Below are 22931 nucleotides of genomic sequence, written 5' to 3'. Positions count from 1 at the left end.
GTCAGGAATCGTCGTCGAGGCGCGCGTCCCGCGCCGGGCGGCCTTCCAGGCGGTCGAGTTCCTGCTCGAGGATCGCCAGTTTCTGCGTCAGGCGGCGTATCTGCCGTTCCTGCTTGGAGCGGTCGATGTCGAGCTTGAGCAGGCGGATCAGCACCAGCGAGAGGCCGATGATGATCGGCAGCACCGGCGCGTAGACGATGCCGGTCGCGTGGCCGAGCCAGACGACGACGCCGGGAAACACACCGAGCACGAACGTCGCCGCGGCGACGGCGAACCACCAGATCGCGAACGGGCCGTGCAGATGGTCGCGACGGACCAGGAACAGGATCGCGCCGGCCAAGCCGATGCCGAGGATGGCCGACGTCATCTGGCTGGTCAGCATGCGCGGCCTCCCGTCGCGGCCCGCGCCGGCGCGCGGCGTCCGGCGTCGATCTGCGCGATGCACAGCACCGTCGTGTGCAGCATGTATCGCGCGACCACCCACCAGGAAGCGAACACGCGCGAGCGACCCTGGCGGCGCGGCAGCATCGGCGTCGGGGTCTCCTCGATGGCCAGGCCGTGCTTGGACAGCAGCATCAGGACGCCGACGTCCTGGTAGTCGAGCAGGCTGGCCTCGGGGCCGGCCAGGATCTCGATCGCGCGGCGGTCGTACAGGCGCAGGCCGGAGGTGAAGTCGCCGAGCTTCAGCCCGGTCAGCAGGCGCAGGTAGCGCCAGGCGATGCGCTTGGCGCGGCTGAGCCGCTCGATGCAGGTGCCGATGACGACGTTCGCGCCGCTGCGCGCCTGCGCCAGGAACAGCGAAGGCAGCGATTCGGGCAGGTGCTGGCCGTCCGCGTCCAGGGTGATCACGCCGGAATAGCCATTGCGCCGCGCGTAGCGGATGCCGGCCTGGGTGGCGCCCCAGGCGCCCAGTCCCAGCGGGAGGGTCAGCACCTCACCGCCGGCGTCCCGCACCTCGGCCGCCGTCGCGTCCGTGCTCGCATCGTCGACCACCAGCACGTGGCAGCCGAGCGCCTGGCGCACGCCGGCGACGACCGCGGCGACCGTGCCGGTCTCGTTGCGCGCGGGGATGACGGCCAGGCAGTCGCTGGCGACGAGCGGTGGGGAAAGGGTCGGGGCCAAGGGGAGAAGAGGAGCCGCAAGGAGGCGCGATTCTGCGGATGGGGGCAGGGGAGGTCAATGTACGCCGGTCCGGTCCGCGCGGGATTCGCCTGCCGGGCGTCTTCCCGGCACGGGCGGTCCGACACATACTTATATGCGGACGGGGCCCGGGTTCTCTCAGGGAAGGGGCCGGCCCGGACGGGCCGGCGAAGGGGTTTGGAAAAAGTTCCCGGCAGAGTGTCCGGTTCCCGTCCGATCGTGCGTCATAGAAGTTCGTGGGTTCAGGCGCAGCCGCGAGGCAGCCCCTGACCGGGATTCGGGACCGCATGCAGTTGGGGATCCCGCTCTCGAATCGGGCACGGGTTAGCCTGGTCCACGCTGCGAACGTGTTGACATAGCGTTATTCCTTACACTATCGTCCGCGCGGATCGGGCTTGGTTAACCAACATTCACAACCAACGGGGATGGGGACTGCACCTCGCCCGAGACACTCTGGGAGATTTCTCAAATGAACACGAAGATGAAAGTTCTTTCGCTGGCGCTGGTCGGTCTGGCTGGTTTCGCGGGTAGCGCGATGGCGGCTTGCCCGGCGGGTCCGACCACGGCGGACGGTGGCGCTTGGACGAGCAAGTCGGTCCTTCCTCCTTCGACCTCCAGCCTGACCATCGCTACTCCGGGTCTGGATTCGACCGAATGTAAGCTGGTTTCGTCGCTCGGCCCGAGCACGACGGCCTCCTCGTTCGTGCGCTACAACCACGCTTCGCCGGAAACGAGCTATCGCTTCCAGTTCCTGGTCGACACCAACGCGCTGAGCGACTTCAGCTCGACGGACAACGTTGTCGTGTTCCAGGCTCCGGCTCAGAACACCGCTAACGGTTTCAATCGCCTTCTCCGCGTCTCGCTGGTAGCGGGTCCGGCCGGCGCGAAGCGCATTCGTTTCATCGCTCAGTGCGGCTCGGGCACCTTCAGCTGCGCGCAGAGCTTCGCAACCGACCTCACCCCGGGTGTGAATCGCATCGAAGGCTTCCTGAAGGTTGGTGCTGGTGCGGCTGGCGAACTCAAGTACTGGGTGAATGCTGCCGCGGGCACGACGGAGCCGACGGAGTCGGGCAGCATCGCGAATCTGGACAATGCCGCGTGGGGTGGTGTCGCTGCCGCTTCGCTGGGTCTGACCGCTCCGAGCGCGGCCTTCAAGACCAACCATGCCACCCAGGCTGTTGGCTTCGATACGTTCGATTCGCGTCGTACGACTTACATCGGTCACTGAGGCATTTCCTCAGTTAATTCAAAAAATTCGATAGGAGTGACTAAATGAAGCGCAATATGCTCTGCTCAATGGTGGGTGCGGCGGTGTTTGCTGCGTGTTTTGGCATGTCGGCGAGCGCACAGACGTGCACGTCTCCGGCGTCGTGGCAGCCGAACACGACGGGTGAGCCGCCCCTCACGGGTACGACGTGCGGTAACGAGACCGGCATCGTCAGCGTCTGCCAGGGCGCCAGCGGCGCTCCGGCGGCTGCCTTCGTCGCTCGCGTCAATGTTTCGGCCGAAGGTACGTACCAGACGATCGGCTTCACGGGTGGCGCGGGCTACACGATCAGCGCGTACCTCGTTCCGGAAGCGAGCGGCTGCAATGCGGACGCTGCCTGCACGACCGTCGGTGACGGAAGCACCCAGATGGCGCACACTGACACCCCGCCGGGTTCGTACTACCTGATCCTGACGGGCGCCGATTTCGACGCGCCGGGATCTTGCGGCACGTTCACGGCGACGTCTGACGGCACCCTGCCGGTGACGCTGCAGAGCTTCTCGGTGGGCTAATCCAGCCAACCTTGCTTTTCCTAGACCCACCTGTGGCGACACGGGTGGGTTTTTTATTTTGGACGATCGTATGCTGATTGCTTCATTTTTGCTGGCGAGCTCGATGGCGGCATCTTCCGGCGCGAGCCCGAAATCCAATCTGGAGATTTCCCCTTGCGATGCCGGAGAACACTGGCAGTTCGAGACGGCAAGCTGTAATTTCGAGTTGACGAACATGGGTGATCGCCCCATCCGAATCTCCAACGGAGAGGCGGTGATGTCTTGGGACAGCATCGAGAAAGCCGTGGTGGTGCCTCCGCACGGCAAAGCCTATTTGAAGGCCACGATCGCTACTCGCGACAATATGGGATACATCAAGCGGTCGTTCCGCTTCAGGACGGACGAGCCCGGCATTCTCGGGCAACGGGGATCGACGGTTTACGCATTCGTGTTGTCTGCCCTCGACCAGAGTCCATTGGTATTGGATTTCGGCGCTTTCAAAGAAAAGGGCGAGAAGCCCACCAAGTCCATCACTCTCGACAGCCGAGAGGTGCCTGATTTTCGTCTCACCGGGGTCTCGTCGAAACCGGATTACCTCGAGGTCAATATCGACGACGATCACAGAACGGTGCGCGTGTCGTTTCGCGGGGATCTCCCCTGGGGAATCCTGCACGACAAGATCAAGTTGCAGACCAACGTGCCCCAGCAGAAGGAGGCTTGGCTCACGATCGACGCGAACGTCATCGGCGAGATCGCCCCGAACGGCAATCCGGTCTCGATGGGCCTGATGCGCACGAACAACAAAAACGAATTCCTCGTCCGCTTGACCAGCGAATCGGGTAAGGATTTCAAGGTGGGCGGCGTCAAACTGAACGGTGTCAAGGGAAGTGCCGTGTCCACGTCATGCGACCCTGCCGCTCCCGGATGTCGACTAGTGAAGGTGGCCGTGTCGAATGACCAGGGTCTCGGGCGACTGCAAGGCACTGTCGATGTCGACCTTCCGGAATTCGGACGAACGCTGCCGATCCAGGTCGTCGGAATGCTCTTGAATCCCACTACCAAAGTGCATGATTTGGACGAGGAGCGTGAAGCAGCAGGAGCTGCTAAGAGCAGTCTGCCCGAAAGTCAACAAGAGGTGGCTGCGACTCCGAATCTCGGCCAATCACTGCGGCAGGCAGTGGACGCCGCCAATGAAGAGCCTCCGGCCGGGCAGGGGCCGCTGCTGAGTTGGTCGGTGGCCAATGAGCGCTCCGTTTACGGTTATCTGATTTACCGGGCCGACGAGGAAAACGGAAAGCTCATTCGCATCAGCAAGGATGTGATACTGGTCAAGAACCGGGAGAGAGGGTCTTCCAGTCGATACCAGTGGCGCGACAACTCGGCGATTTCCGGGAGAACTTATTGGTATGCCATCGACATGCTGAAAGGGGACGGAAAAAAGGAACCGTTGGTGAATCGACAGAAGGTTGTGGCAAAGTGATCCAGGTTTGGCTGTCGGAATTTCGTGACTGAACTTTCAATCGGGAGGATGCTCATGAGAACCCTTGTTTCCGGTGTCGCGTCTTTGCTCTTCGCGCTCGCTGCACCGATGGCTTACGCTCAAACCTGTGCATCACCTGCGGCATGGCATCCAGGAGCCAACGGGGGAATCAGCTTGACAGGCACCACTTGCGGCAATGAGGCCGGAATAGTGAGTGTGTGCCAAGGTGCGGGAGGTGCGCCGGGGGCAGCTTTTGTTTCGCAGATACAAGTGACCAGCGACGCTCCATTTTCGGGGATTGCTTTCGCTGGTGGATCCGGTTACACATTGAGTTCTTATCTGATTCCTCAGGCCAGCGGCTGCAATACAGATGCCGCCTGCACTACGGTCGGGGACGGCTCTACTGTGATGAGTCATTCGGACATTCCTCCCGGAGCGTATTATCTGATTGTCACCGGAGCAGATTTCGATCAGCCGGGAGCATGCGGGACGTTTTCGGTCACGGCGGATGGGTTTCTTCCGGTCATTCTGCAGAGGTTTTCCGTCGATTGATTCTTCGACAGACCGGAGAGAGCTTGGATTCAAAAAAAGACACGCCGCGACTGTACGCTCTTTGGTTTCGCTGATCGAAATCGTCATGGTGTCGATCGAGATGACGGACAAGCGCAGCGCCGTGCATTACGGCATGGTGAGCCTCGCAGCGGCGAGGCGTATCTCCAGGCGAGGGCCAGCCTTACATTCTTTCTCGTTTGACGTGATCACGGACGCAGAGGTGGTGCAGATGCCCGGTATCAGGAAGAAGTCGCCGATCCAAACAAGCTGGACGGAGCAGAAGGTTTCCGCATCAGAGGGATTTCCGCGTGCCTGGCTGGGTTCCGCCGTAGCGATTTCAGGTGATGTTGCCCTGGTCGGCGCCAAGAACATGACCGTGGACGGACGGGTGGGCCAAGGAGTCGTCTACGTATACAACAAGATCGGGGGCGCCTGGAAAGAAGTTCAGCGCCTCACGGCGAGCGATGGGGCGGAGCGCGATCAGTTCGGCTTTTGGATTGCCTTGGACGGTGACCGAGCGATGATCACCGCGCCGTTCGCCGCCATCGACGGGAAAGTGTGGCAAGGTGCGGCTTATTTCTTCAGCAAGTCGGGTGGACGCTGGGTCGAGTCACAGAAGATCACCGGCAGCCGGCTGCGAAATCTCGATACCTTCGGCACCGTGGTTTGCCTGAGTTCGTCACGAGCGCTCGTCTCTCTCGGAGGGTTCACTCGAGGGGGGATAACGGTTCCCTATCGAGTCATCGCTTTCGATCTCGTACACGGGCGCTCGCGTGACTATTGGGTAGAGCGAAACACCCTAAATGCTCCCGATCCGGATGATGTGACCAGTGCATTCGGCTCGTCGATTGCGATCAACAAGGATGTCGCTCTCATCGGTGCGCGCACCGCTACCATCGACGGAAAGCCCGGGCAGGGGGCGGTGTACGTCTATGCACGCCGCTCCTCCGGAGAATGGGTGTCGACCACGCGACTTACCGCCGCAGAAGGAGCTCCTCGCGAAAACTTCGGTACGTCGATCGCATGGAACGGAGTTGAAGCCCTGGTCGGTGCGCAAGGCTCCGTCATCAACGGCAACGTAAGCCAAGGGGCCGTCTATCGCTTCAGTTTCGAGCGCGGCCGATGGGACGAGACGCAGAAGTTCTACGCAGCCGAGGGAACTTCGATCTCGCTTTTCGGCGCCTCCGTCAGCTTGGCCAAGAAGCGGCTCATCGTCGGTGCCTATGCGACGAGCAGCTACACAGGAGCTGCCTATTTGTTCGTTTTTCGCCAAGGCCTCTGGCAGGAAGTGAAGACATTGAAGGCCAGCGACGGCAAGGCTGGCGATCTGTTCGGATACTACGCGGCACTTTCGGAGAAAGATGCACTCGTCGGCGCCTTCGCTGCCACGGTCGACGGCAATTTCGAGCAGGGAGCGGCTTACTTTTTTGCGCTGCCCAGCGTGGACGCGGAAAGTGGCCTCGTATCGGATGCCTAAGGAATGACGGGAGGGCGATCAAAACCATCCGCCAACAATACGTCGTCGATGACGCGAAGGTCCGGAAAGAGGGTGTAGCTGCCGCAGGCTCCGGGGGCTTCCATTTTTGGATCCGCCGCAACGACGACGTAGAACGGGCCCTGCATATCCGGGGTGAACAGTATCGGCGCCCCCGGCATGCTCGAGATGCAGTCGCCTTTCAGGCAGTTCGCGTTCTTCACGGCGAGGAACGAGGTGAAGTTTGCGGCAACGTCGATGAAGCCGGACAAACGCTCGGCGTCGATTGCGTAGACGACGACAGGCCCGGTTTCGCCGACTTCGTGACAGAGCAGTGCAACCGGCTCGCCCCCGTTGCAGGTGCTGCCGGTCACCGGGGCGGAGTTGGGACGGAGCGTGATTGGCGCCACGCAGGTTTGCGCCGACACGCTTGCTGCCAGCGACAGGGAAAGTGCCGCTCCCCATGTTGCCGCCGGCCACCACCGAATCGAGCCCCGATCAGGCGATTTCCGTAGTCCGAGCATGACGATAACCCCTCTGTTTGCGCGGAATTGTACGCCGATTTTCCGCCAATGCCGCTGTGCCGAACCCTAGGTCGAGCTTTGGGATCAAGGGCTTGCCGGTACCGTCCTGCGGGTGCCATCGGCGTTTCCGGGAGCGCCGGGCGCAAACGGGCCAGTCAGTGATCGCCGAGCGCAGCCAGATCCCAGATGCCCGCTTCGGCTCGCAACACGCTGCCCTGTTCGTACCAGTCGCCGAGCACGATGCGTTCGCAGGAACGCTCGCCGTCGGCGAGCCGGTGCACGGCCGGGCGATGGGTGTGGCCGTGGACCAGGCGCCGCACGTCGTGCGTGCGTAGTGCCTGCACGACGGCATCGGCGTTGACGTCGGTGATCGCGTCGTCCACCGAGCGCGTGTAGCGCTGGCTCTCGGCGCGGGCCTGGGCGGCGAAGGCCTGCCGTTCGGCGATCGGGCGATGCAGGAAGGCGCGTTGCCAGGCAGGGGAGCGGGACTGCGACCGGAACGCCTGGTAGGCCGCGTCGTCCGTGCACAGGGTGTCTCCGTGCATCAGCAGGACGCGCTCGCCCTCGATGTCGATCACGCTGGCGTCGGGCAGCAGCGTCATGCGCGCGCGTCGCGCGTAGGCGTCACCGAGCAGGAAATCGCGGTTGCCGTGGACGTAGAAGCAGGGCACGCCCTGCGCGCGCAGCCCAGCGAGCGCGCTGGCGACCTGGACCGCGGTGTCGTCGTCGGTGTCGTCGCCGATCCAGGCCTCGAACAGGTCGCCGAGGATGTAGAGGGCACTCGCGCGGGAGGCTTCGGTGCGCACGAAGTCGACGAACAGGCGCGTGATGTGCGGCCGGCTCGGGTCCAGATGCAGGTCGGAAATGAACAGCGTCGTCATGCCGGAATTCTATCCGACGTCACGAGCGGGGCAGGTCGGCATCCATTGCGCCGATGCCCGCAGCCGCGGGTGGCGCAAGACGAGGCGCGACCGAAGTCGCGCCCCGCCAGCAGAACGTCCGCGGAACTTACGGTACCAGGCTGACCTTCTCGATCACGATGGCCGTGGTCGGCACGTCGCTGCGGAACGGCCCCTGCGGGCCGGTCGGCACGGCCTTGATCTTGTCCACCACCTCGAGGCCGGCGATGACCTTGCCGTACACCGCATAGCCGGGATTTGCGTCGCTGACGTAGTCCAGGCGCGGGTTGTCGACGGTGTTGATGAAGAACTGCGCTGTCGCGGAGTTCGGATCCATCGTGCGCGCCATCGACACGGTGCCGCGCAGGTTGCTCAGGCCGTTCTTCGACTCGATCGGAATCGGCGCCTTGGTCGGCTTCTGGCGCAGATCCTTGGTGAAGCCGCCGCCCTGGATCATGAAGCCTTCGATGACGCGGTGGAACACGGTGCCGTCGTAGAAGCCGCTCTTCACGTAGCCGAGGAAGTTCTCCACCGACTTGGGCGACTTGTCCGGGTACAGCTCGACCGTGATGTCGCCGAGGCTGGTCTTGATCAGCACCTTGTTCGAGTTCGCCGCGGCTTCGGCGGCGGCCGGCTTCTCGGCGGTCTTGGCCGGCGTCTTGGCCGGCTTCGCCGCCGGTTTGGCGGTCTTGGCGGCGGGCTTGGCCTCGCTCTTGGCCGCGGCCGGCTTGCTGGCAGGTGCCGGCGCGTTCTGCGCGAGCGTGTAGGCGGGAACGAGCAGGGCGAGCAGGAACAGCGCGCGTTTCAGCACGGAAACCTCCGGATGTCGGATGAGGGGAAATACGACCGCGAATGATAGGCGCTACGGCGGCACGCGTCATGCCGGCCACGGCAACCGGTCGTGAGCCGAAGCGCGGTTTTCCGCAGCGCGCGCCGCAACCGGCCGCGCCGCGTGGGCCGTCCTAGGCGGCCGCCTGCTCCAGCGAGCGCACGTGCAGCTTCAGGTCCAGGATCTTGAAGTAGTCACGCTCCTGCTCGAGATCGGCCCGTGTCAGCGGATGCTGCGCCAGCCAGTCCTCGGGCAGGTCCAGGCGCAGGGTCTTGTCCTCGACCTCGAGGTGCAGCGGCGGCAGCGCCTCGGTCGTGCGCGGGCGCTCCAGCAGCGCCGCCAGTCGCAGCAGGGCGGTCAGGCGGCGCGCCGGGCGGCGCAGGCGCTCGGGCAGGGCGTCCAGCGCATCGCGGTCGGGCTTGCGTCGATGCGAGCGGATGATCGCCGCCAGCGCCTGCTGGCCCTGGCGGCTGAAGCCGGCGAGATCGGAGTTGGCGACGATGTAGGCGCCGTGGATGTGGTGCAGGCTGTGCGCGATCGCCAGACCGATCTCGTGGACGTCGGCGGCCCAGCCGAGCAGGTCGCGGTCGAGCGAGCCGAGCTGCCAGGCTTCCTCGACCTGTTCGAACAGCGCGATCGCGGCATGCCGCACGCGCGCGGCCTGCGCGCGGTCGACGCCGTAGCGCGAGGCCAGCGCGGCGATGCTGCCCGCGCGCGGGTCGCCATGCATCGCGCGCCCGACCATGTCGTACAGGAGGCCTTCGCGCATCGCGGTCTCGCAGGTCGCCATGTGCTCGAGCGAGAAGGTCTCGAAGATCGCCTCCATGATCGCCACGCCGCCGGCGAGCACCGGCGCACGTTCCTCGGCGAGGCCGGCCAGGCGCAGATTCTCCACGCTGCCGGCTTCGAGGATCGCGTCGCGCAGGCGCGCCAGCGCTACCGGGGTGATGCCCTGTTCGCTCCAGCCGTTGGCCTGCACGATCGCGCCGATCGCCTTGGCGGTGCCCGACGATCCCACCGCTTCGCCCCAGCCGCGCGCCTTGTAGTCGGCGGCGAACTGCTGCAGCTCCACGGCGATCTCGGTCTGCGCCTGGCGCCAGCGCTTGGCGGTGAACTTGCCGTCGTCGAAGAAGCGCAGAGTGCTGGCGATGCAGCCCATCTGCAGGCTTTCGGTCTCCAGCGCCTCGTACCCCTGTCCGATGATGAACTCGGTACTGCCGCCGCCGATGTCGACGACGAGCCGGCGCTGCTTCGTCACGGCCAGGTCGTGCGCGACGCCGAGATAGATCAGTCGCGCTTCCTCGCGGCCGCTGACGACTTCGATGGGATGCCCCAGCGCCGTCTCGGCCGGCAGCAGGAAACTCTGCGGATTGGCCAGGCGCCGCACGGTGTTCGTCGCGACCGCACGCACGCGTTCGGGCGGCAGCGCACGCAGCCGCTGCCCGAAACGCGCCAGGCAGGCCAGCGCTCGTTCGCGGCGTTCCGGCGCGAGGCTGCCGTCGGCGCGCAGACCCAGCGCCATGCGCACGCTGTCGCGCAGGCGATCGATCAGGCGCAGGCTGCCGTGCTCGTAGCGCGCGACGACGAGGTGGAAGCTGTTCGACCCGAGGTCGACCGCCGCCAGCGTGTCGCCGTCCCGCATTTCTTGGCTGGCAGTCGTCACCGGATGCGCTCGTGTCGGGAAGCCGGATTGTCGCATGTCCGCCGCCGCTTTCCGGACCGGCCGCGACGCCGTCGCCGACTTGCGGGGGCGGGAAGGGGAAGCCGGCAAGCGCTGCCCCTCAGGTCAGTTCGGACAGAAGCGTCTGCTGCGCCGAATGCGGCGGAGCGTCACCGGGCGACATGTGCGCGTAGCTGCCGTCCGCCTCCAGCGTCCACGCCTGCGTGTTGTCGGCGAGATAGTTGGCCAGCGATTCGTCGAACACGCGTTGCGCCAGCGCCGGGTCGAGGATCGGGAAGCAGGTCTCGATCCGGCGCAGCAGGTTGCGCTCCATCCAGTCGGCGCTGGAACAGTAGATCTCCGGCTGCTCGTCGTTCTGGAACCAGTACACGCGGCTGTGCTCGAGGAAGCGGCCGACGATCGAGCGCACGCGGATGTTCTCCGACACGCCGGCGATGCCGGGCCGCAGCGTGCAGGCGCCGCGCACGATCAGGTCGATCTGCACGCCGGCCTGCGAGGCACGATACAGCTGCTCGACCACGCGCTCCTCGTTGAGCGCGTTCATCTTCGCGATGATGCGCGCCGGCTTGCCGGCGGCGGCGTGCGCGATCTCGCGCTCGATCTTCTCCATCAGGCCCTTGTGCAGCGTGAACGGCGAGTGCAGCAGACACTTGAGCTGGATGATCGGACCGAGTCCGGACAGCTGCAGGAACAGCAGATGCGCGTCTTCGCCGATCGTCGGGTTCGCGGTCATCAGGCCGAAGTCGGTGTAGATGCGCGAGGTGATCTGGTGGTAGTTGCCGGTCGACAGGTGGCAGTAGCGGCGCAGGGCGCCCTGTTCGCGGCGCACGATCAGCAGCATCTTGGCGTGCGTCTTGTAGCCGACCACGCCGTAGACGACCTGTACGCCGGCTTCCTGCAGGCGGTTGGCCAGGCGCAGGTTCGCTTCCTCGTCGAACCGCGCGCGCAGCTCGACGACGACGGTGACGTCCTTGCCCTGGCGCGCGGCCTCGATCAGGTGGTCGACCAGCGGCGAGGCGCTGCCGACGCGGTACAGCGTCTGCTTGATCGCCAGCACGTCGGGATCCACGCTCGCCTCGCGCAGCAGCTCGACCACCGCGTTGAACGATTCGAACGGATGGTGCAGCAGGATGTCGCGTTCGCGGATCGCCTCGAACAGGCTCTGCTCCTCCAGCACGGCGGGCAGCACGCGCGGCGTGAACGGCGGGAATTTCAGGTCCGGCCGGTCGATCTGGTCGTAGACCGCACTGACGCGGCTGACGTTGACCGGTCCCTCGCAACGGTAGACCTCCGAATCGCTGAGCTCGAAGTTGTGCGTCAGCATGTCGGCGATCGCCTTCGGACAGTTGTCGGCGACCTCCAGCCGCACCGGCTTGGCGAAGCCGCGGCCCTTCAGCTCGTCGCGCAGCGCCAGCGCGATGTTCTCCACTTCGTCCTCGTCGACGACCAGCTCGCTGTTGCGCGTCACGCGGAACTGGTACGAGCCCTTCACCTGCATGCCCGGGAACAGCTCGTCCATGAATTCGTGCAGCACGCTGGACAGGAACACGAAGTCGTAGGCCGATTCGGCGACCTCGGCCGGCATGCGGATGATGCGCGGCAGCGAGCGCGGCGCGCGCACCAGCGCCATGTGGCCTTCGCGGCCGAACGCGTCGCGGCCCTTCAGCACGACGGCGAGGTTCAGGCTCTTGTTGAGGATGCGCGGAAACGGATGCGCCGGGTCGAGCCCGAGCGGCGACAGCACCGGCAGGATCTCGTTGCGGAAGTAGCCCTGCAGCCAGCGGCGCTGTTTCGCCGTCCAGCCGTCGCGCTTGGAGAAGCGCACGCCTTCGCGGTCGAGTTCCGGCAGCAGGGTCGCGTTCCAGAAGTCGTACTGGGCCTTGACCAGGGTCAGTGCGCGGTCGCGGATGCGCGCGAGCACTTCCGCCGGCGGCAGCGCGTCGGGACCGGGACGCGTCTCGTTGAGGCTCAGCTGCTCGCGCAGGACGGCGACGCGCACCTCGAAGAATTCGTCGAGGTTCGTGCACGAGATGCACAGATAGCGCAGCCGCTCGAGCAGCGGCACGTTCGCGTCCTCGGCCTGCGCCAGCACGCGGAAATTGAATTCGAGCTGGGCCAGCTCGCGATTGAGGTACAGAGCGGGGTCTTTGAGGTTCTGCTGCGGCACGTCGCGATTCATGGCGGGCTCGTTCATTCGAGGAGGGCGCGCTGGGCGGCGCGCTCGTTGGCTTGCAACGGCGTGAATCCCTCGCGTTGCGCGAGCGCCTGTCCCGCGTCGGACAGTGCGTAGGCGAGGAAGGCGGCCGGCAGATCCGCCAGCGCACTGCCCGGCGGGCGATTCACGTACAGATACAGGGCGCGCGAGAGAGGATATCGGCCTTGCGTGACAGCTGCGCGATCCGGGGTGACCGCCTCGTCGCCGTCGCCGCGGGCGAGCGCCAGCGGCTTGACCAGTCCGGTGACGTAGCCCAGGCCGGCGTAGCCGATCGCTTCGCGATGGGTCGCGACGGTCGCCACGACCGCGCCGTTGCCGGGCCAGGCGACGACGTCGGCGCGGTAATTCCCGCGGCACAGCGCGCCTTCGCGGAACACCTCGTAGGTGCCCGAGGCTTCGTTGCGGCCGCTGGCCAGCACGCGTGCGGCGGCCAGTGCCGGATCGGCGGCGACGCCCAGATCGCGCCACTCGCGCACCGGCACCGCAGCGCCGCAGCGACGGTCGGCCGAATAGATGGCGTCCAGCTGCGCCAGCGTGATGCGCTCCAGCGGATTTTCCGGATGCACGAACACCGCGATCGCGTCGTGCGCCACCACCACGCGGGTCGGGTCGTAGCCGTAGCGGGCGTGGAACGCGGCGTTCTCCGTCTCGCTCATCGGCCGGCTCATCGAGCCGAAATCCGCGGCGCCTTCGACCAGCGCGGTCGGGGCGCTGGCCGAGCCGGCGGCCTGCACCTGGACCTGCACGCGCGGATGTTCGGCGCGGAACGCGTCAGCCCAGCGCGCCACCAGCGCGCTGGCGGTGTCCGAGCCGACGCCGGTGAGGCGGCCCGTCAGCGCGTCGGCCGCGCCGGCGGGAGAGGTGCACAGCGCGAACAGCACCGCCGCCGCGCAGGCGAATGCCGCGGTCCGGCTCACGTCGTCTCCGCCAGCGCCAGCGGTTCGAGCAGGCGCTCGCCGCCGAACACGCAGCTGAACGTGCTGCCGACGCCCAGCTCGCTGCTGATCTCCAGCCGCGCCTGATGCAGCTGCAGCACGTGCTTGACGATCGACAGGCCCAGGCCCGTGCCGCCGGTGTCGCGCGAGCGGCTCGTCGAGATGCGGTAGAAGCGTTCGGTCAGCCGCGGCAGATGCTGCGGCGAAATGCCGGGGCCGGTGTCGATCACCGACAGGCGCGCGCCGCGCTCGCTGCTTTCCCAGCGCAGCGTGATGCGGCCGCCGGCCGGCGTGTAGCGCACGGCGTTGCTGACCAGGTTGGAGAACGCGCTGTGCAGCTCCTTGGTCGAGCCGAGCAGGTCGTGACGGCCGCGCAGCTCGGTGGTCACCGTGTGCTCGCCCTGGCTCAGCGCGACCGCTTCCCGGCGCAGCGCTTCGAGCAGCGAGCGCAGGCTGACCCGCTCCTGCGGCAGGTCGCTCTGCGCCTCGAGCCGCGACAGGGTCAGCAGGTCCTCGACGATCTGCGTCATCCGGCGCGACTGGTTGCGCAGCTCGTGCAGGATCGGCTCGTACTCGGGCATGCTCTCCGGCTCGATCATGTCGAGGTAGCCGTGCACGACGGTCAGCGGCGTGCGCAGTTCGTGCGAGACGTTGGCGACGAAATCGCGGCGCACCTGTTCGAGCCGCATCAGCTGGCTGACGTCGCGCGCGATCAGCAGCGACTGTTCGTCAGCGTAGCGGATCAGGCGCAGGTTCAGGCGCAGGTTCTCGTCGCTCGGCGCGGCCAGGTCGAGCAGGGGTTCGGCCGGTTCGCTGCGCAGCCATTCGGCGAAGCGCGGCGCGCGCACCAGATTGGTCAGCGGTCCGCCGATGTCCTGCGGGTACTTCAGGCCGAGCAGGCTGCCCGCCGCCGTGTTGAACCAGAGGATGCGGCGTTCGCGATCGAGCACGACCACCGCATCCGGCAGCGCCGCGGCGGCGTTGCGGAATTCGCGCAGCAGATGCACCAGGCGGCGCTTCTCCTCGAACGCGTCACGCTGGCGCCGGCGCAGCAGGTTCTGCACCTCGTCCCACAGGCCGCTGCCCTCGGCGGCGGGCACGTGGCGCACGTCGGTCAGGATCCGGCACAGGCGGGCGAGCCGGAACACGCCGTAGGCGAAGCAGGCGGCGAGCGCGACCAGCAGGGCCTGCGGAATCGCGTGCAGCCAGCCGCCGATCGCCAGCGCGACCAGCAGCACGGCGGCGACCCGCCACAGGCTGGAACGCCAGGCGCGGCCTAGACGCGAAGGCATCGGAACGACCTCCGCCGGGACGCTTCGCGACGCGGCGCGAAAGCGGCGGCGGTCACGGAGCGGGAATTCGCCTTGCGCATGAAGGATTCGTCGCGACGCACCGTCACACGCTGGTCGAGAAACGATAGCCGGCGCCGCGCACGGTCTGCACCAGGGCATCGCGGCCGAACGGTTCCAGCGTCTTGCGCAGGCGGCGGATGTGCACGTCGACCGTGCGCTCCTCGACGTAGACGCCGCCGCCCCACACGTGGTCGAGCAGCTGGCCGCGCGAGTAGACACGCTCGGCGTGCGTCATGAAGAAGTGCAGCAGGCGGTACTCGGTCGGGCCGATGTGCACCGGCTGGTCGCCGGAGAACACGCGGTGCGCGGCACTGTCGATGCGCAGGCCGCCCAGTTCGACCACGCCTTCCGAATCCTCGCCGTGCGTGCGGCGCATGACCGCGCGAATGCGCGCGAGCAGCTCGCGCGTGGAGAACGGCTTCACCACGTAATCGTCGACGCCGGCGTCGAGGCCGCCGACGCGGTCGGTTTCCTCGCCGCGCGCGGTCAGCATGATGATCGGCACTTCGCGGGTCAGGTCGTCCTTGCGCAGCCGGCGCGCCAGGTCGATGCCACTCATTCCCGGCAGCATCCAGTCGAGCAGGATCAGGTCGGGCACGCGCTCTCCGATGGCGGTCTGCGCGGCCCGCGCGTCGGCCGCGTGCATCGCTTCCATGCCGGCCTTGCGCAAGGCAAACGCGACCATGTCGCGGATCGCGGTCTCGTCTTCGACGATCAGGATATGTTTCTGCACATCGGCACCGCAGGACAGCGCAGACAGTGCGCTTTATGACGCCATCATTGCAGCCGTATTTTGTTACGCGCGAATGACAGCGGCTCCGTCGGTCGCGACCGGGAGGCCCGGAAGCGGCGCGGGCCGGCGCATTCGTGTTGCGGAAATATTACACCTTCAGGGCTTTCCGACGCGGATCTGCAGGCGCGACGGCTCGCAGCAGGACAGCGCCGGGGCCATCGAATTGGGCGAGTCGGAGCTCGGCGAGCGCCGCTTGCGCAGCTCCAGCACGGTCGGCGTCAGCTGCGTGATGCGCGCGTCGATGCGGCTGCGCTGGTAGTAGGTGAGGTCGGTCTGCTTGGACAGGGCCTTCAGCTGGTTCAGCGCGTCCTCGGCGTGGCCGGTCAGGTACGCCGCCTCCGCGTAGGCCTCGGCGGCGCGCACCTTGTCGCCGGCGAGCTGGTTGGCGCGGCCGAAGCTCTTCTGCAGGTCCGGATCGTCGCTGTAGCGGGCGATCATCGGCCGCAGCAGTTCCAGCGCGCGCTTGGCGTTACGCTCGTCGGCCTGGCCGAGCAGCGCGTCGGCGTAGGACAGCGTCACCGCGCGATTGCCGAGAAAATCCGAATGCAGACGCTCGTAGGTCTTCAGCGCGGCGGCCTTGTCGCCGGCCAGGTCGAGTGCCCCGGCCAGAGCCAGGCCCAGCGGAGCGGAATCCGGATGGCGCTCGGCCAGCTTGCGCGATTGGGCGATGGCCGTCGCCGTGTCCCCGCTGCGTGCCAGCGCGAGCGCGTAGCCGTAGCGGTTCGCGATCGTGTCGAACGCGGGATCGTCGCGCAGGTTGTTGGCGTAGTACGCACGCACGGCGGTGCGCGATCTCGCGCTCAGCACGCGGGCGCGCTCGCGCATCAGTTCGAAATAGCCCTGCACGGCCGGCCCGCGCGAGACGCAGGCCGTCACCGACACTTGCGGCAGCGCCTTGGGATCGTCGGATTTCTTCTCCACCTTCGTCGTCGCCGCTTCGCTGGCGGCGATCGCGCTCGCTTCGTCGATCGCGTCGGCCGCGTCGTCGTTGCGCTGGCCCGGCACGGCGAGGTCGAGATTCAGCGAGGCCGTCGACGGCAGCGAAACCCGGTTCGGGCGCAGCTGCGGTTCGGCCGGGCAGCCGAGCTGCGCGGCGCGGTCGCGCGCCTCGGCGATGCGCTTGGTGTCGAGCGGGTGGTCGAGCAGGAACTCCGGGATGTCCACGCCGTTCACGCGCATGACCCGCTGCAGGGCCTGGAACGCACTCGCCATCGCGTTCGGGTCGAAGCCGGAGCGGGACAGGATCTGGATGCCGAAACGGTCGGCTTCGGCTTCCTCGCTGCGCGTGAAATTGATCTGCCGCTGCTGCATCAGCGATGTGCCGGCCGCCATCGCGGCGGGCGCCGCATCGTCGGAGCGACCGGCCGCCGCGATCATCACGCCGAGCATCGCGAGCATGATCGGGATCGACATCTTCGTCGTGTCCTCGAACGCGCGCAGGATGTGCTGCTGCTCGACGTGCGAGATTTCGTGCGCGAGCACGCCGGCGAGCTCGTCCTCGCGCTGCATCGCGGTGATCAGTCCCGCGTTCGCCGCGACGAAGCCGCCGGGCATCGCGAACGCATTGATCTGCTCGTCGTTCATGATGAAGAACGTGAAGCGCAGATTCGGGTGCTCGCTGTTGGACACCAGCCGGTAGCCGAGCCCGGTGAGGTAGTCGTTCAACAGGGCGTCGTCGAGCACCATGCCGTAGGAGCGCATTTCCTGCAGCGCTCCCGAGCCGTAGTCGTACATGTCCTGCGGCGACACCATGCCCGCGGCCGAGCTGCCGATGTCCGGCAGGCGGACGTCGGGTTCGCGCGCGCCGGCCAGCGTCGCGACGCAGGCGGCGGCCAGCAGGGAGAGACCACGGGAGAAACGCATGACCACACCGGAAAGGACGGTTGCTGGGACCAGATTAGCGCGCGCAGGTTCCCGCGGCTACCGAAGCGGCGAACCCGCTCGGCGCCGGTTCATGCACAGGTGGGGAGGGCGGGCCGACCTTGCAAGCGGGCGGCGGACACCCCAATCTGCGTGCATCCCAATCGCTTCCGGAATGCCGCGATGAATCGCGTCGAAATCTACACGACGGCCGTCTGCCCGTATTGCGTGGCGGCGAAGAATTTCCTGCGCCAGCGCGGGTTCGACTACGAGGAAATCCGCGTCGATCTCGACTCCGCGCGCCGCGAGGAAATGCTCACGCGCAGCCACGGCCGTCGCAGCGTGCCGCAGATCTTCATCGGCCAGACGCACGTCGGCGGCTACGACGATCTGGTCGCCGCGGATCGGGCGGGCCGGCTCGGCGCGATCGCGGAGGGCGCACGATGAGCGACGACCGCATCGCCGAATTCACCGCCTTCCGCCAGCGCATGAACGAGCGCATCCTGGCGCAGGACAACCAGGTCGTGCGGCGCTTCTTCGCCCTCGACACGCAGACCTACAAGGCCGGCGCGCTCGACGTGAAGACCAAGGAAATGCTCGGTCTGGTCGCCTCGCTGGTGCTGCGCTGCGACGACTGCATCAGCTACCACGTCGCGCAATGCGCGCAGGCGGGGGTCAGCGAGGACGAGTTCTTCGAGGTGTTCAGCGTGGGACTGGTCGTCGGCGGCTCGATCGTGATTCCGCATCTGCGCCGGGCGGTCGATTTCCTCGACCAGACGCTCGCGACGCCCGACGGCGGCGAGGAGCCGGCCGCGGGCTAGTGCGGAACGCGCATCAGCGTCGCGTGCGCGCCGCCGTTGGCGCGGCCGGACAGGCGGTCGAGGCCGACCTGATCGAAATCGGCCAGCGTTGCTGAGGCGGCGGACAGGGAACAGATTTCCGGGTGTTCCGTGCCGCTCGCCAGGCGGCAGTCCAGGCGCGCGTCGCCTGAGCTGTCGGCCAGATGGAAATTCTCCGCGTCCTGGCTGCCCGCGGCCGCGAAGTCGAACGTGCGCGGCGAGCCGCCGTCGTCGACCACCAGCACCCACTGGCCGCTCCAGTTGGCGCCGACCGGACCGGTGGCGAAGCGCGAACGTGACAGCAGCAGAGGGCGGACTTCGACGTCGCGTCCCTTTTCGCTGCGCACGAGATAGGCCCGCGCGCGGCTCGGAGAAAGGAATTCGAGTTCGATGCGCGGCCCCGGCTGGGCTTCGGGCTGGTTGCCGATCGGAGCGAACGCCGGATCGCCGTTGGCGAGCTGCACCAGCGGCACGCGCGCGACGTGGCCGGCGCGCTGTCCGGTGCCGAAGTACCAGGTCGCCGCGCCGGTTTCGCCGAAACCGAATACGCCGACGGCGAGGCGGTCGCCCTGCATTTCGATGCTGGCGCCGGTGCCCGCAGCCGCCGCGCCGGTTTCGGCGCTGGCTTCGGACCACCACAGTCCGCTTTCCGGCAGCGGCGCCGACGTCGCGGTGCTGGTGTCGAGCAGGCCGAAGGAAACCAGGCTCTGCGTGCCGTGTTCGGTGGCGTAGATGCGCGTGCGGTAGATCTGGCCCGGCAGGATCCGCGCCGAGGCGGTCGTCACCGGATCGAGGCGTGAGTAGAACGGCATCAGGCTCTTCGAGCCGCAGCTGGTAGCGCTGGTCGGCTTCAGGATGACGTTCAGGTCGGTGTCGTCCACACTCAGGCTGGCGACGGCGGGAACGCACAGCGCCGGAGCGCGGCCGGCGACGCTCAACTGCGGGGAGTGATGCGTGGAAGCCGACGCCGGCTGTTCCAGCACTACGCGCAGATCGGCGGCGTTCAACCCCGCCGCGCCCGCAGGAGCGGCGCAGACGAAGGCGCAGGCCAAGGCGGCGAGCCCGGCCACGGCAACCCGCGTTCTTTTACGAATCGACAGCATTGGTGGATAATGCGCGCCCTCGCCGGCGCCGGCAAGTCGGATCTTCCGAAGCCCTTGTCGCGCAAGGCTTTCGGTCCGGTTGCTGTCATCCGATCGTCACGTCGGGCAGCGGTTCCGATGCCTTTCCTTTCACCATGCGGCTGGGTGCGCGCGGTCGGCCCGCGTGCGCCGGTCGGCGCGACGCCCCGCCGCGTTCCAGGAGACGTTTTCGATGAGCACGACCATTGCAGTGATTCCCGGCGACGGCATCGGCCCGGAGATCATGGAAGCCACCCTGCGCGTACTCGAGGCGCTGCAGCTCGGCTTTTCCTACGACTTCGTCGACGCCGGCCTCGCCGCGCAGCAGAAGACCGGCGAGTTGCTGCCGCAGGCGACGCTGGATGCGATCGCCAGGCACCGCGTCGCGCTGAAGAGCCCGCTGACCACGCCGGTCGGTGAGGGCTTCAGTTCGATCAACGTGCAGCTGCGGCGCCAGTTCGACCTCTACGCGAACGTGCGTCCGGCGATCTCGTTCCCGAACACGCGGTCACGCTTCCCGGAGAACGTCGACCTGATCACCGTGCGCGAGAACACCGAAGGCGCGTACGCCGGCGAAGGCCAGCAGGTATCCGAGGACGGCGCCACCGCGACGCTGGTGCAGAAGATCACGCGCCGGGGCTCGGAGCGCATCGTGCGCTACGCCTTCGACCTCGCGCGCCGCGAAGGCCGCAAGAAGGTCACCGTGGTGCACAAGGCCAACATCCTCAAGTCCACCTCGGGCCTGTTCCTGAAGGTGGCGCGCGAGGTGGCCGCGCAATACCCGGAGATCCAGTGCAACGAGATGATCGTCGACAACACCTGCATGCAGCTGGTGATGCGGCCGGAGCAGTTCGACGTGATCGTCACCACCAACCTGTTCGGCGACATCATTTCCGACCTGTGCGCAGGCCTGGTCGGAGGACTGGGCCTGGCGCCGGGCGCCAACATCGGCGCCGATGCGGCGATCTTCGAGGCGGTGCACGGATCGGCGCCGGACATCGCCGGCAAGGGCATCGCCAATCCCTGCGCGCTGCTGCTCGGCGCAGCGCAGATGCTCGACCATCTCGGCCGTGCGGCCGAAGCGGCTCGCCTGCGCACGGCGATCCGCGACACACTGGCCGCGCGCGACCGCGTCACGCCGGATCTCGGTGGCACCGGCACCACGCAGTCGTTCGCCGACGCGCTGATTTCGCGGCTGGGCGGCTGACGATTTCCCCCGGCCCGACTGCGGCCGGGCCTCGCCGGGCAGAAGCGCGCGCTTCAGCGCGCGCCGAGATGATCGAGCACGCGCAGACGCCCGCGACCGGGCCGGTAGCCGGCCGCCAGGGCGGCGTGCACGAAGCCGATCGCCTGTTCGACCGCCGCTTCGAGCGCGTGCCCGCAGGCCAGGCCGGCGGCGATCGCCGCGGCCAGGCTGCAGCCGGTACCGTGGCTCTCGCCGCGGATGCGACGCTGGTGGAACCAGTGTTCGCCCTCGCGTGTGAGCAGCAGATCGGCGACTTCGCCGCCGTGCAGATGGCCTCCCTTGAGCAGCACCGCACGTGCGCCGTGCTCGAGCAGCGTGGCGGCGGCGGCGTGCATGCCGTCCCGGTCGCGGATGCGGTGTCCGATCAGGGTTTGGGCCTCGGGAATGTTCGGGGTCAGCAGGTCCGCGCGCGCGAACAGGTGCCGCCGCATCGATTCGACCAGATCCTCGCGTGCGAGCGCGGCGCCGGTCGTGGCGATCAGCACCGGATCGAGCACCACGGGGACGCGCGGATGCGCGTGCAGCACCCTGGCGGTCTCGCGTGCCAGGTTCGCGCTGGCGAGCATGCCGATCTTCACCGCGCCGATGCGGAAATCGGCGAACACCGCTTGCAGCTGCGCGCCCAGCATCGGCGCGGGCAACCGGTGCACGGCATCCACTCCAAGTGTGTTCTGGGCGGTGACCGCGGTGATCGCGCTGAGTCCGTGCACGCCGAAAGCGGCGAACGTGCGCAGGTCAGCCTGGATGCCGGCGCCGCCGCCCGAATCGGAACCGGCGATCGTCAGGGCGATCGGCGGGGATTTGCGCCCGGGGCTGGCAGGAGAGTTGTTTTTCTGCAACAGTCTTTCGCTCGAGTGAGGGCGGTCGGCGGGAAAGCGCCGGAGATTCACGCATCTGCGCGCCAAAATCGGCGACCGTGCGCTTGACAAGTGTTGCTTTTTCGCCAAAATCGCCGCGAATTACACCACATTCCTTTCAACCACTGCAGTTTACGGGGCGATGCAGCGGGCAATGGCAACCACGGGGAAATGGATGGGAGCGCTCGGCGCAGGCTTGGCGCTCCCATTTTTTTCCGTTCTGGCACAAGCCGGCGTCGCCGACGGCAGGGCCGCGGCCGCGTACGTTTCCTCCTCGGTCGAGACGGTCAGCGAGTCGGTGCCCGCGCGCTGGCGCGCGTATGCGCTCGCCAGCATCACGCCGCAGTTCTCGTGGGCGCTGACGCCGCAGGCCTTGGAGCCACCGCGCGTCCTCGACAACTACAGCGGCGAAATCGAACGCGTGTCGCCGTTCGGCGCGCAGTCGAATGCTCCGGCGCAGTTTTCCATTTCGGTCGCCAGGGGCTCGGTATCCGAGACGCCGGCCGTGCTGCCGGGCCAGGCGACGCATCTGGTCGACATGCCGCAGTCCGGTCTGCAGCGGACGGTGGTCGCGCCGTCGCTGGCGCTGCGCTGGGGCGAAACCGGCAGCGTACGCCTGACCGGCGTACTCGCCTACCAGCGCTTCGCCACGTCCAGCCTCGGCCTCGCGCAGTCGGACGGCTGGGCGCCGCCGCCGTCCTGGCTGGGCGACAGCTCCTACGGCACTGGCGCGCGCATGGAGATCGGCAACGCGTTCAACGATCGCCTGAGCTGGAGCGTCGGCTACCAGTCGCGCGTCGGCATGGGCACGTTCGATCGCTACCGCGGCGTGTTTTCCGACCGCGCCGATTTCGACATCCCGTCCAGCGTGACGGCGATGCTGAGCTACGCGATCACGCCGGAGTTCAGCGTCGACGCCGGCGTGCAGCGCATCGACTACAGCACGATCAGGCCGTTCGCCAGCTCGACCCTGCCCAGGCGCTTCCTGGCGCTGCTGGGCGACAGCTCCAGCCCGGTGTTCGCGTGGAAGGATCTGGACGTCTACAGCCTCGGCTGGACCCTGCGCAACGAAACGCTGGGCAACGTGCAGCTGCGCTACACGACGCGCCAGCAGCCGGTGCCGACCTCGCGACTGCTCGAAAATGCGCTGTCGTCCGCGACCGCGAACGACATGGTGTCGCTGGGCTGGTCGCGATCGGTGGGCAGCAACGCCAAGCTCAGCATGATGGCGAGCTACGCGACGTCGCCGTACTTCCTGCTGATGCCCACCTACGTCACGCGCCGCGACGCCACCGCCAGCCGCGTCGAATTCGAGGCGCTGTGGTCGGTGCGGTTCTGACCGAGAGCCGGGATTCGGGATTGGAGATTCGGTAAGG

The 22931-nt window shown here is 67.1% G+C and carries 22 protein-coding genes; 9 read left to right on the top strand and 13 right to left on the bottom strand.

The window, feature by feature from the left end; translation table 11 throughout:
* Position 1: 1 nt before the first annotated feature.
* Together ACFO6Q_RS18645 and ACFO6Q_RS18640 are read right to left on the bottom strand one after the other, a co-directional pair.
* Positions 2-382 (bottom strand): DUF2304 domain-containing protein, encoded by a 381-nt coding sequence (locus ACFO6Q_RS18645; RefSeq protein ID WP_380022630.1) that lies wholly within the window; start codon positions 380-382, stop codon positions 2-4.
* On the bottom strand, positions 376-1122 hold the full coding sequence (locus ACFO6Q_RS18640) for a glycosyltransferase family 2 protein (RefSeq protein WP_380022629.1): 747 nt from the start codon (positions 1120-1122) through the stop codon (positions 376-378). Before ACFO6Q_RS18640 ends, ACFO6Q_RS18645 begins: the two co-directional genes overlap by 7 nt.
* Before the next feature lie 487 nt (positions 1123-1609).
* Here ACFO6Q_RS18640 and ACFO6Q_RS18635 point away from each other — a divergent pair, with 487 nt between their 5' ends.
* From ACFO6Q_RS18635 to ACFO6Q_RS18615, 5 genes are all read left to right on the top strand, one after another.
* Entirely contained in the window at positions 1610-2368 is a 759-nt protein-coding gene (locus ACFO6Q_RS18635; RefSeq protein ID WP_380022628.1) for a hypothetical protein, read from the top strand.
* 44 nt (positions 2369-2412) lie between these two features.
* Positions 2413-2919 carry a hypothetical protein gene (locus ACFO6Q_RS18630; RefSeq protein WP_380022627.1) on the top strand — a complete coding sequence of 169 codons (507 nt, stop codon included), beginning with the start codon at positions 2413-2415 and terminating at the stop codon, positions 2917-2919.
* Positions 2920-2989: 70 nt separating this feature from the next.
* Complete coding sequence (locus tag ACFO6Q_RS18625) at positions 2990-4378, top strand: hypothetical protein (protein WP_380022626.1); 1389 nt, start codon at positions 2990-2992, stop codon at positions 4376-4378.
* A 54-nt stretch (positions 4379-4432) separates the two neighbouring features.
* On the top strand, positions 4433-4930 hold the full coding sequence (locus tag ACFO6Q_RS18620; protein WP_380022625.1) for a hypothetical protein: 498 nt from the start codon (positions 4433-4435) through the stop codon (positions 4928-4930).
* 85 nt (positions 4931-5015) lie between these two features.
* The gene (locus ACFO6Q_RS18615) at positions 5016-6407 is read left to right on the top strand and encodes a hypothetical protein (protein ID WP_380022624.1); all 1392 of its coding nucleotides are present in this window, start codon (positions 5016-5018) and stop codon (positions 6405-6407) included.
* Here ACFO6Q_RS18615 and ACFO6Q_RS18610 read toward each other — a convergent pair.
* The 9 genes from ACFO6Q_RS18610 to ACFO6Q_RS18570 all read right to left on the bottom strand — a co-directional run bounded on the left by ACFO6Q_RS18610 (position 6404) and on the right by ACFO6Q_RS18570 (position 17495).
* On the bottom strand, positions 6404-6814 hold the full coding sequence (locus ACFO6Q_RS18610; protein WP_380022623.1) for a hypothetical protein: 411 nt from the start codon (positions 6812-6814) through the stop codon (positions 6404-6406). The two genes, ACFO6Q_RS18615 and ACFO6Q_RS18610, sit on opposite strands and share 4 nt — an antisense overlap.
* A gap of 269 nt (positions 6815-7083) precedes the next feature.
* Positions 7084-7809 (bottom strand): UDP-2,3-diacylglucosamine diphosphatase, encoded by a 726-nt coding sequence (lpxH, locus tag ACFO6Q_RS18605; RefSeq protein ID WP_380022622.1) that lies wholly within the window; start codon positions 7807-7809, stop codon positions 7084-7086.
* 127 nt (positions 7810-7936) lie between these two features.
* Positions 7937-8638, bottom strand: a complete 702-nt coding sequence (locus ACFO6Q_RS18600; protein WP_380022621.1) for a peptidylprolyl isomerase — start codon at positions 8636-8638, stop codon at positions 7937-7939.
* Positions 8639-8789: 151 nt separating this feature from the next.
* On the bottom strand, positions 8790-10298 hold the full coding sequence (ppx, locus tag ACFO6Q_RS18595; protein WP_380022700.1) for an exopolyphosphatase: 1509 nt from the start codon (positions 10296-10298) through the stop codon (positions 8790-8792).
* Between the two features lie 139 nt (positions 10299-10437).
* The gene (gene ppk1 / locus ACFO6Q_RS18590; RefSeq protein WP_380022620.1) at positions 10438-12516 is read right to left on the bottom strand and encodes a polyphosphate kinase 1; all 2079 of its coding nucleotides are present in this window, start codon (positions 12514-12516) and stop codon (positions 10438-10440) included.
* 11 nt (positions 12517-12527) lie between these two features.
* Positions 12528-13469 (bottom strand): PstS family phosphate ABC transporter substrate-binding protein, encoded by a 942-nt coding sequence (locus ACFO6Q_RS18585; protein ID WP_380022619.1) that lies wholly within the window; start codon positions 13467-13469, stop codon positions 12528-12530.
* The gene (gene phoR / locus ACFO6Q_RS18580) at positions 13466-14779 is read right to left on the bottom strand and encodes a phosphate regulon sensor histidine kinase PhoR (protein WP_380022618.1); all 1314 of its coding nucleotides are present in this window, start codon (positions 14777-14779) and stop codon (positions 13466-13468) included. The genes ACFO6Q_RS18585 and phoR overlap by 4 nt, the downstream gene beginning before the upstream one ends.
* Positions 14780-14882: 103 nt before the next feature.
* Entirely contained in the window at positions 14883-15572 is a 690-nt protein-coding gene (gene phoB, locus ACFO6Q_RS18575; protein ID WP_291185122.1) for a phosphate regulon transcriptional regulator PhoB, read from the bottom strand.
* Between the two features lie 156 nt (positions 15573-15728).
* A complete protein-coding gene (locus tag ACFO6Q_RS18570) occupies positions 15729-17495 on the bottom strand; it encodes a M48 family metalloprotease (protein WP_380022617.1) in 1767 nt (588 codons plus the stop codon).
* Between the two features lie 180 nt (positions 17496-17675).
* On the opposite strand from ACFO6Q_RS18570, the gene grxC reads away from it, so the two are divergent.
* Both grxC and ACFO6Q_RS18560 read left to right on the top strand, forming a co-directional pair.
* The gene (grxC, locus tag ACFO6Q_RS18565; RefSeq protein WP_380022616.1) at positions 17676-17939 is read left to right on the top strand and encodes a glutaredoxin 3; all 264 of its coding nucleotides are present in this window, start codon (positions 17676-17678) and stop codon (positions 17937-17939) included.
* A complete protein-coding gene (locus ACFO6Q_RS18560; protein ID WP_380022615.1) occupies positions 17936-18313 on the top strand; it encodes a carboxymuconolactone decarboxylase family protein in 378 nt (125 codons plus the stop codon). Before grxC ends, ACFO6Q_RS18560 begins: the two co-directional genes overlap by 4 nt.
* Here ACFO6Q_RS18560 and ACFO6Q_RS18555 read toward each other — a convergent pair.
* Complete coding sequence (locus tag ACFO6Q_RS18555; RefSeq protein WP_380022614.1) at positions 18310-19401, bottom strand: hypothetical protein; 1092 nt, start codon at positions 19399-19401, stop codon at positions 18310-18312. The genes ACFO6Q_RS18560 and ACFO6Q_RS18555 overlap by 4 nt on opposite strands.
* A 244-nt stretch (positions 19402-19645) precedes the next feature.
* Between ACFO6Q_RS18555 and ACFO6Q_RS18550 the strand changes: the two genes are divergently transcribed.
* A complete protein-coding gene (locus ACFO6Q_RS18550; RefSeq protein ID WP_380022613.1) occupies positions 19646-20659 on the top strand; it encodes an isocitrate dehydrogenase in 1014 nt (337 codons plus the stop codon).
* 53 nt (positions 20660-20712) lie between these two features.
* Here the strand turns inward: ACFO6Q_RS18550 and thiD are convergent, their stop codons facing one another.
* Complete coding sequence (thiD, locus tag ACFO6Q_RS18545; RefSeq protein WP_380022612.1) at positions 20713-21537, bottom strand: bifunctional hydroxymethylpyrimidine kinase/phosphomethylpyrimidine kinase; 825 nt, start codon at positions 21535-21537, stop codon at positions 20713-20715.
* 214 nt (positions 21538-21751) lie between these two features.
* On the opposite strand from thiD, the gene ACFO6Q_RS18540 reads away from it, so the two are divergent.
* Positions 21752-22894 (top strand): hypothetical protein, encoded by a 1143-nt coding sequence (locus tag ACFO6Q_RS18540; RefSeq protein WP_380022611.1) that lies wholly within the window; start codon positions 21752-21754, stop codon positions 22892-22894.
* Positions 22895-22931 lie beyond the last annotated feature (37 nt).

The organism is Dokdonella ginsengisoli (assembly GCF_042652785.1).
Lineage (GTDB): Bacteria > Pseudomonadota > Gammaproteobacteria > Xanthomonadales > Rhodanobacteraceae > Dokdonella_A > Dokdonella_A ginsengisoli.
This window is presented reverse-complemented; position numbering and strand designations above follow the sequence as displayed.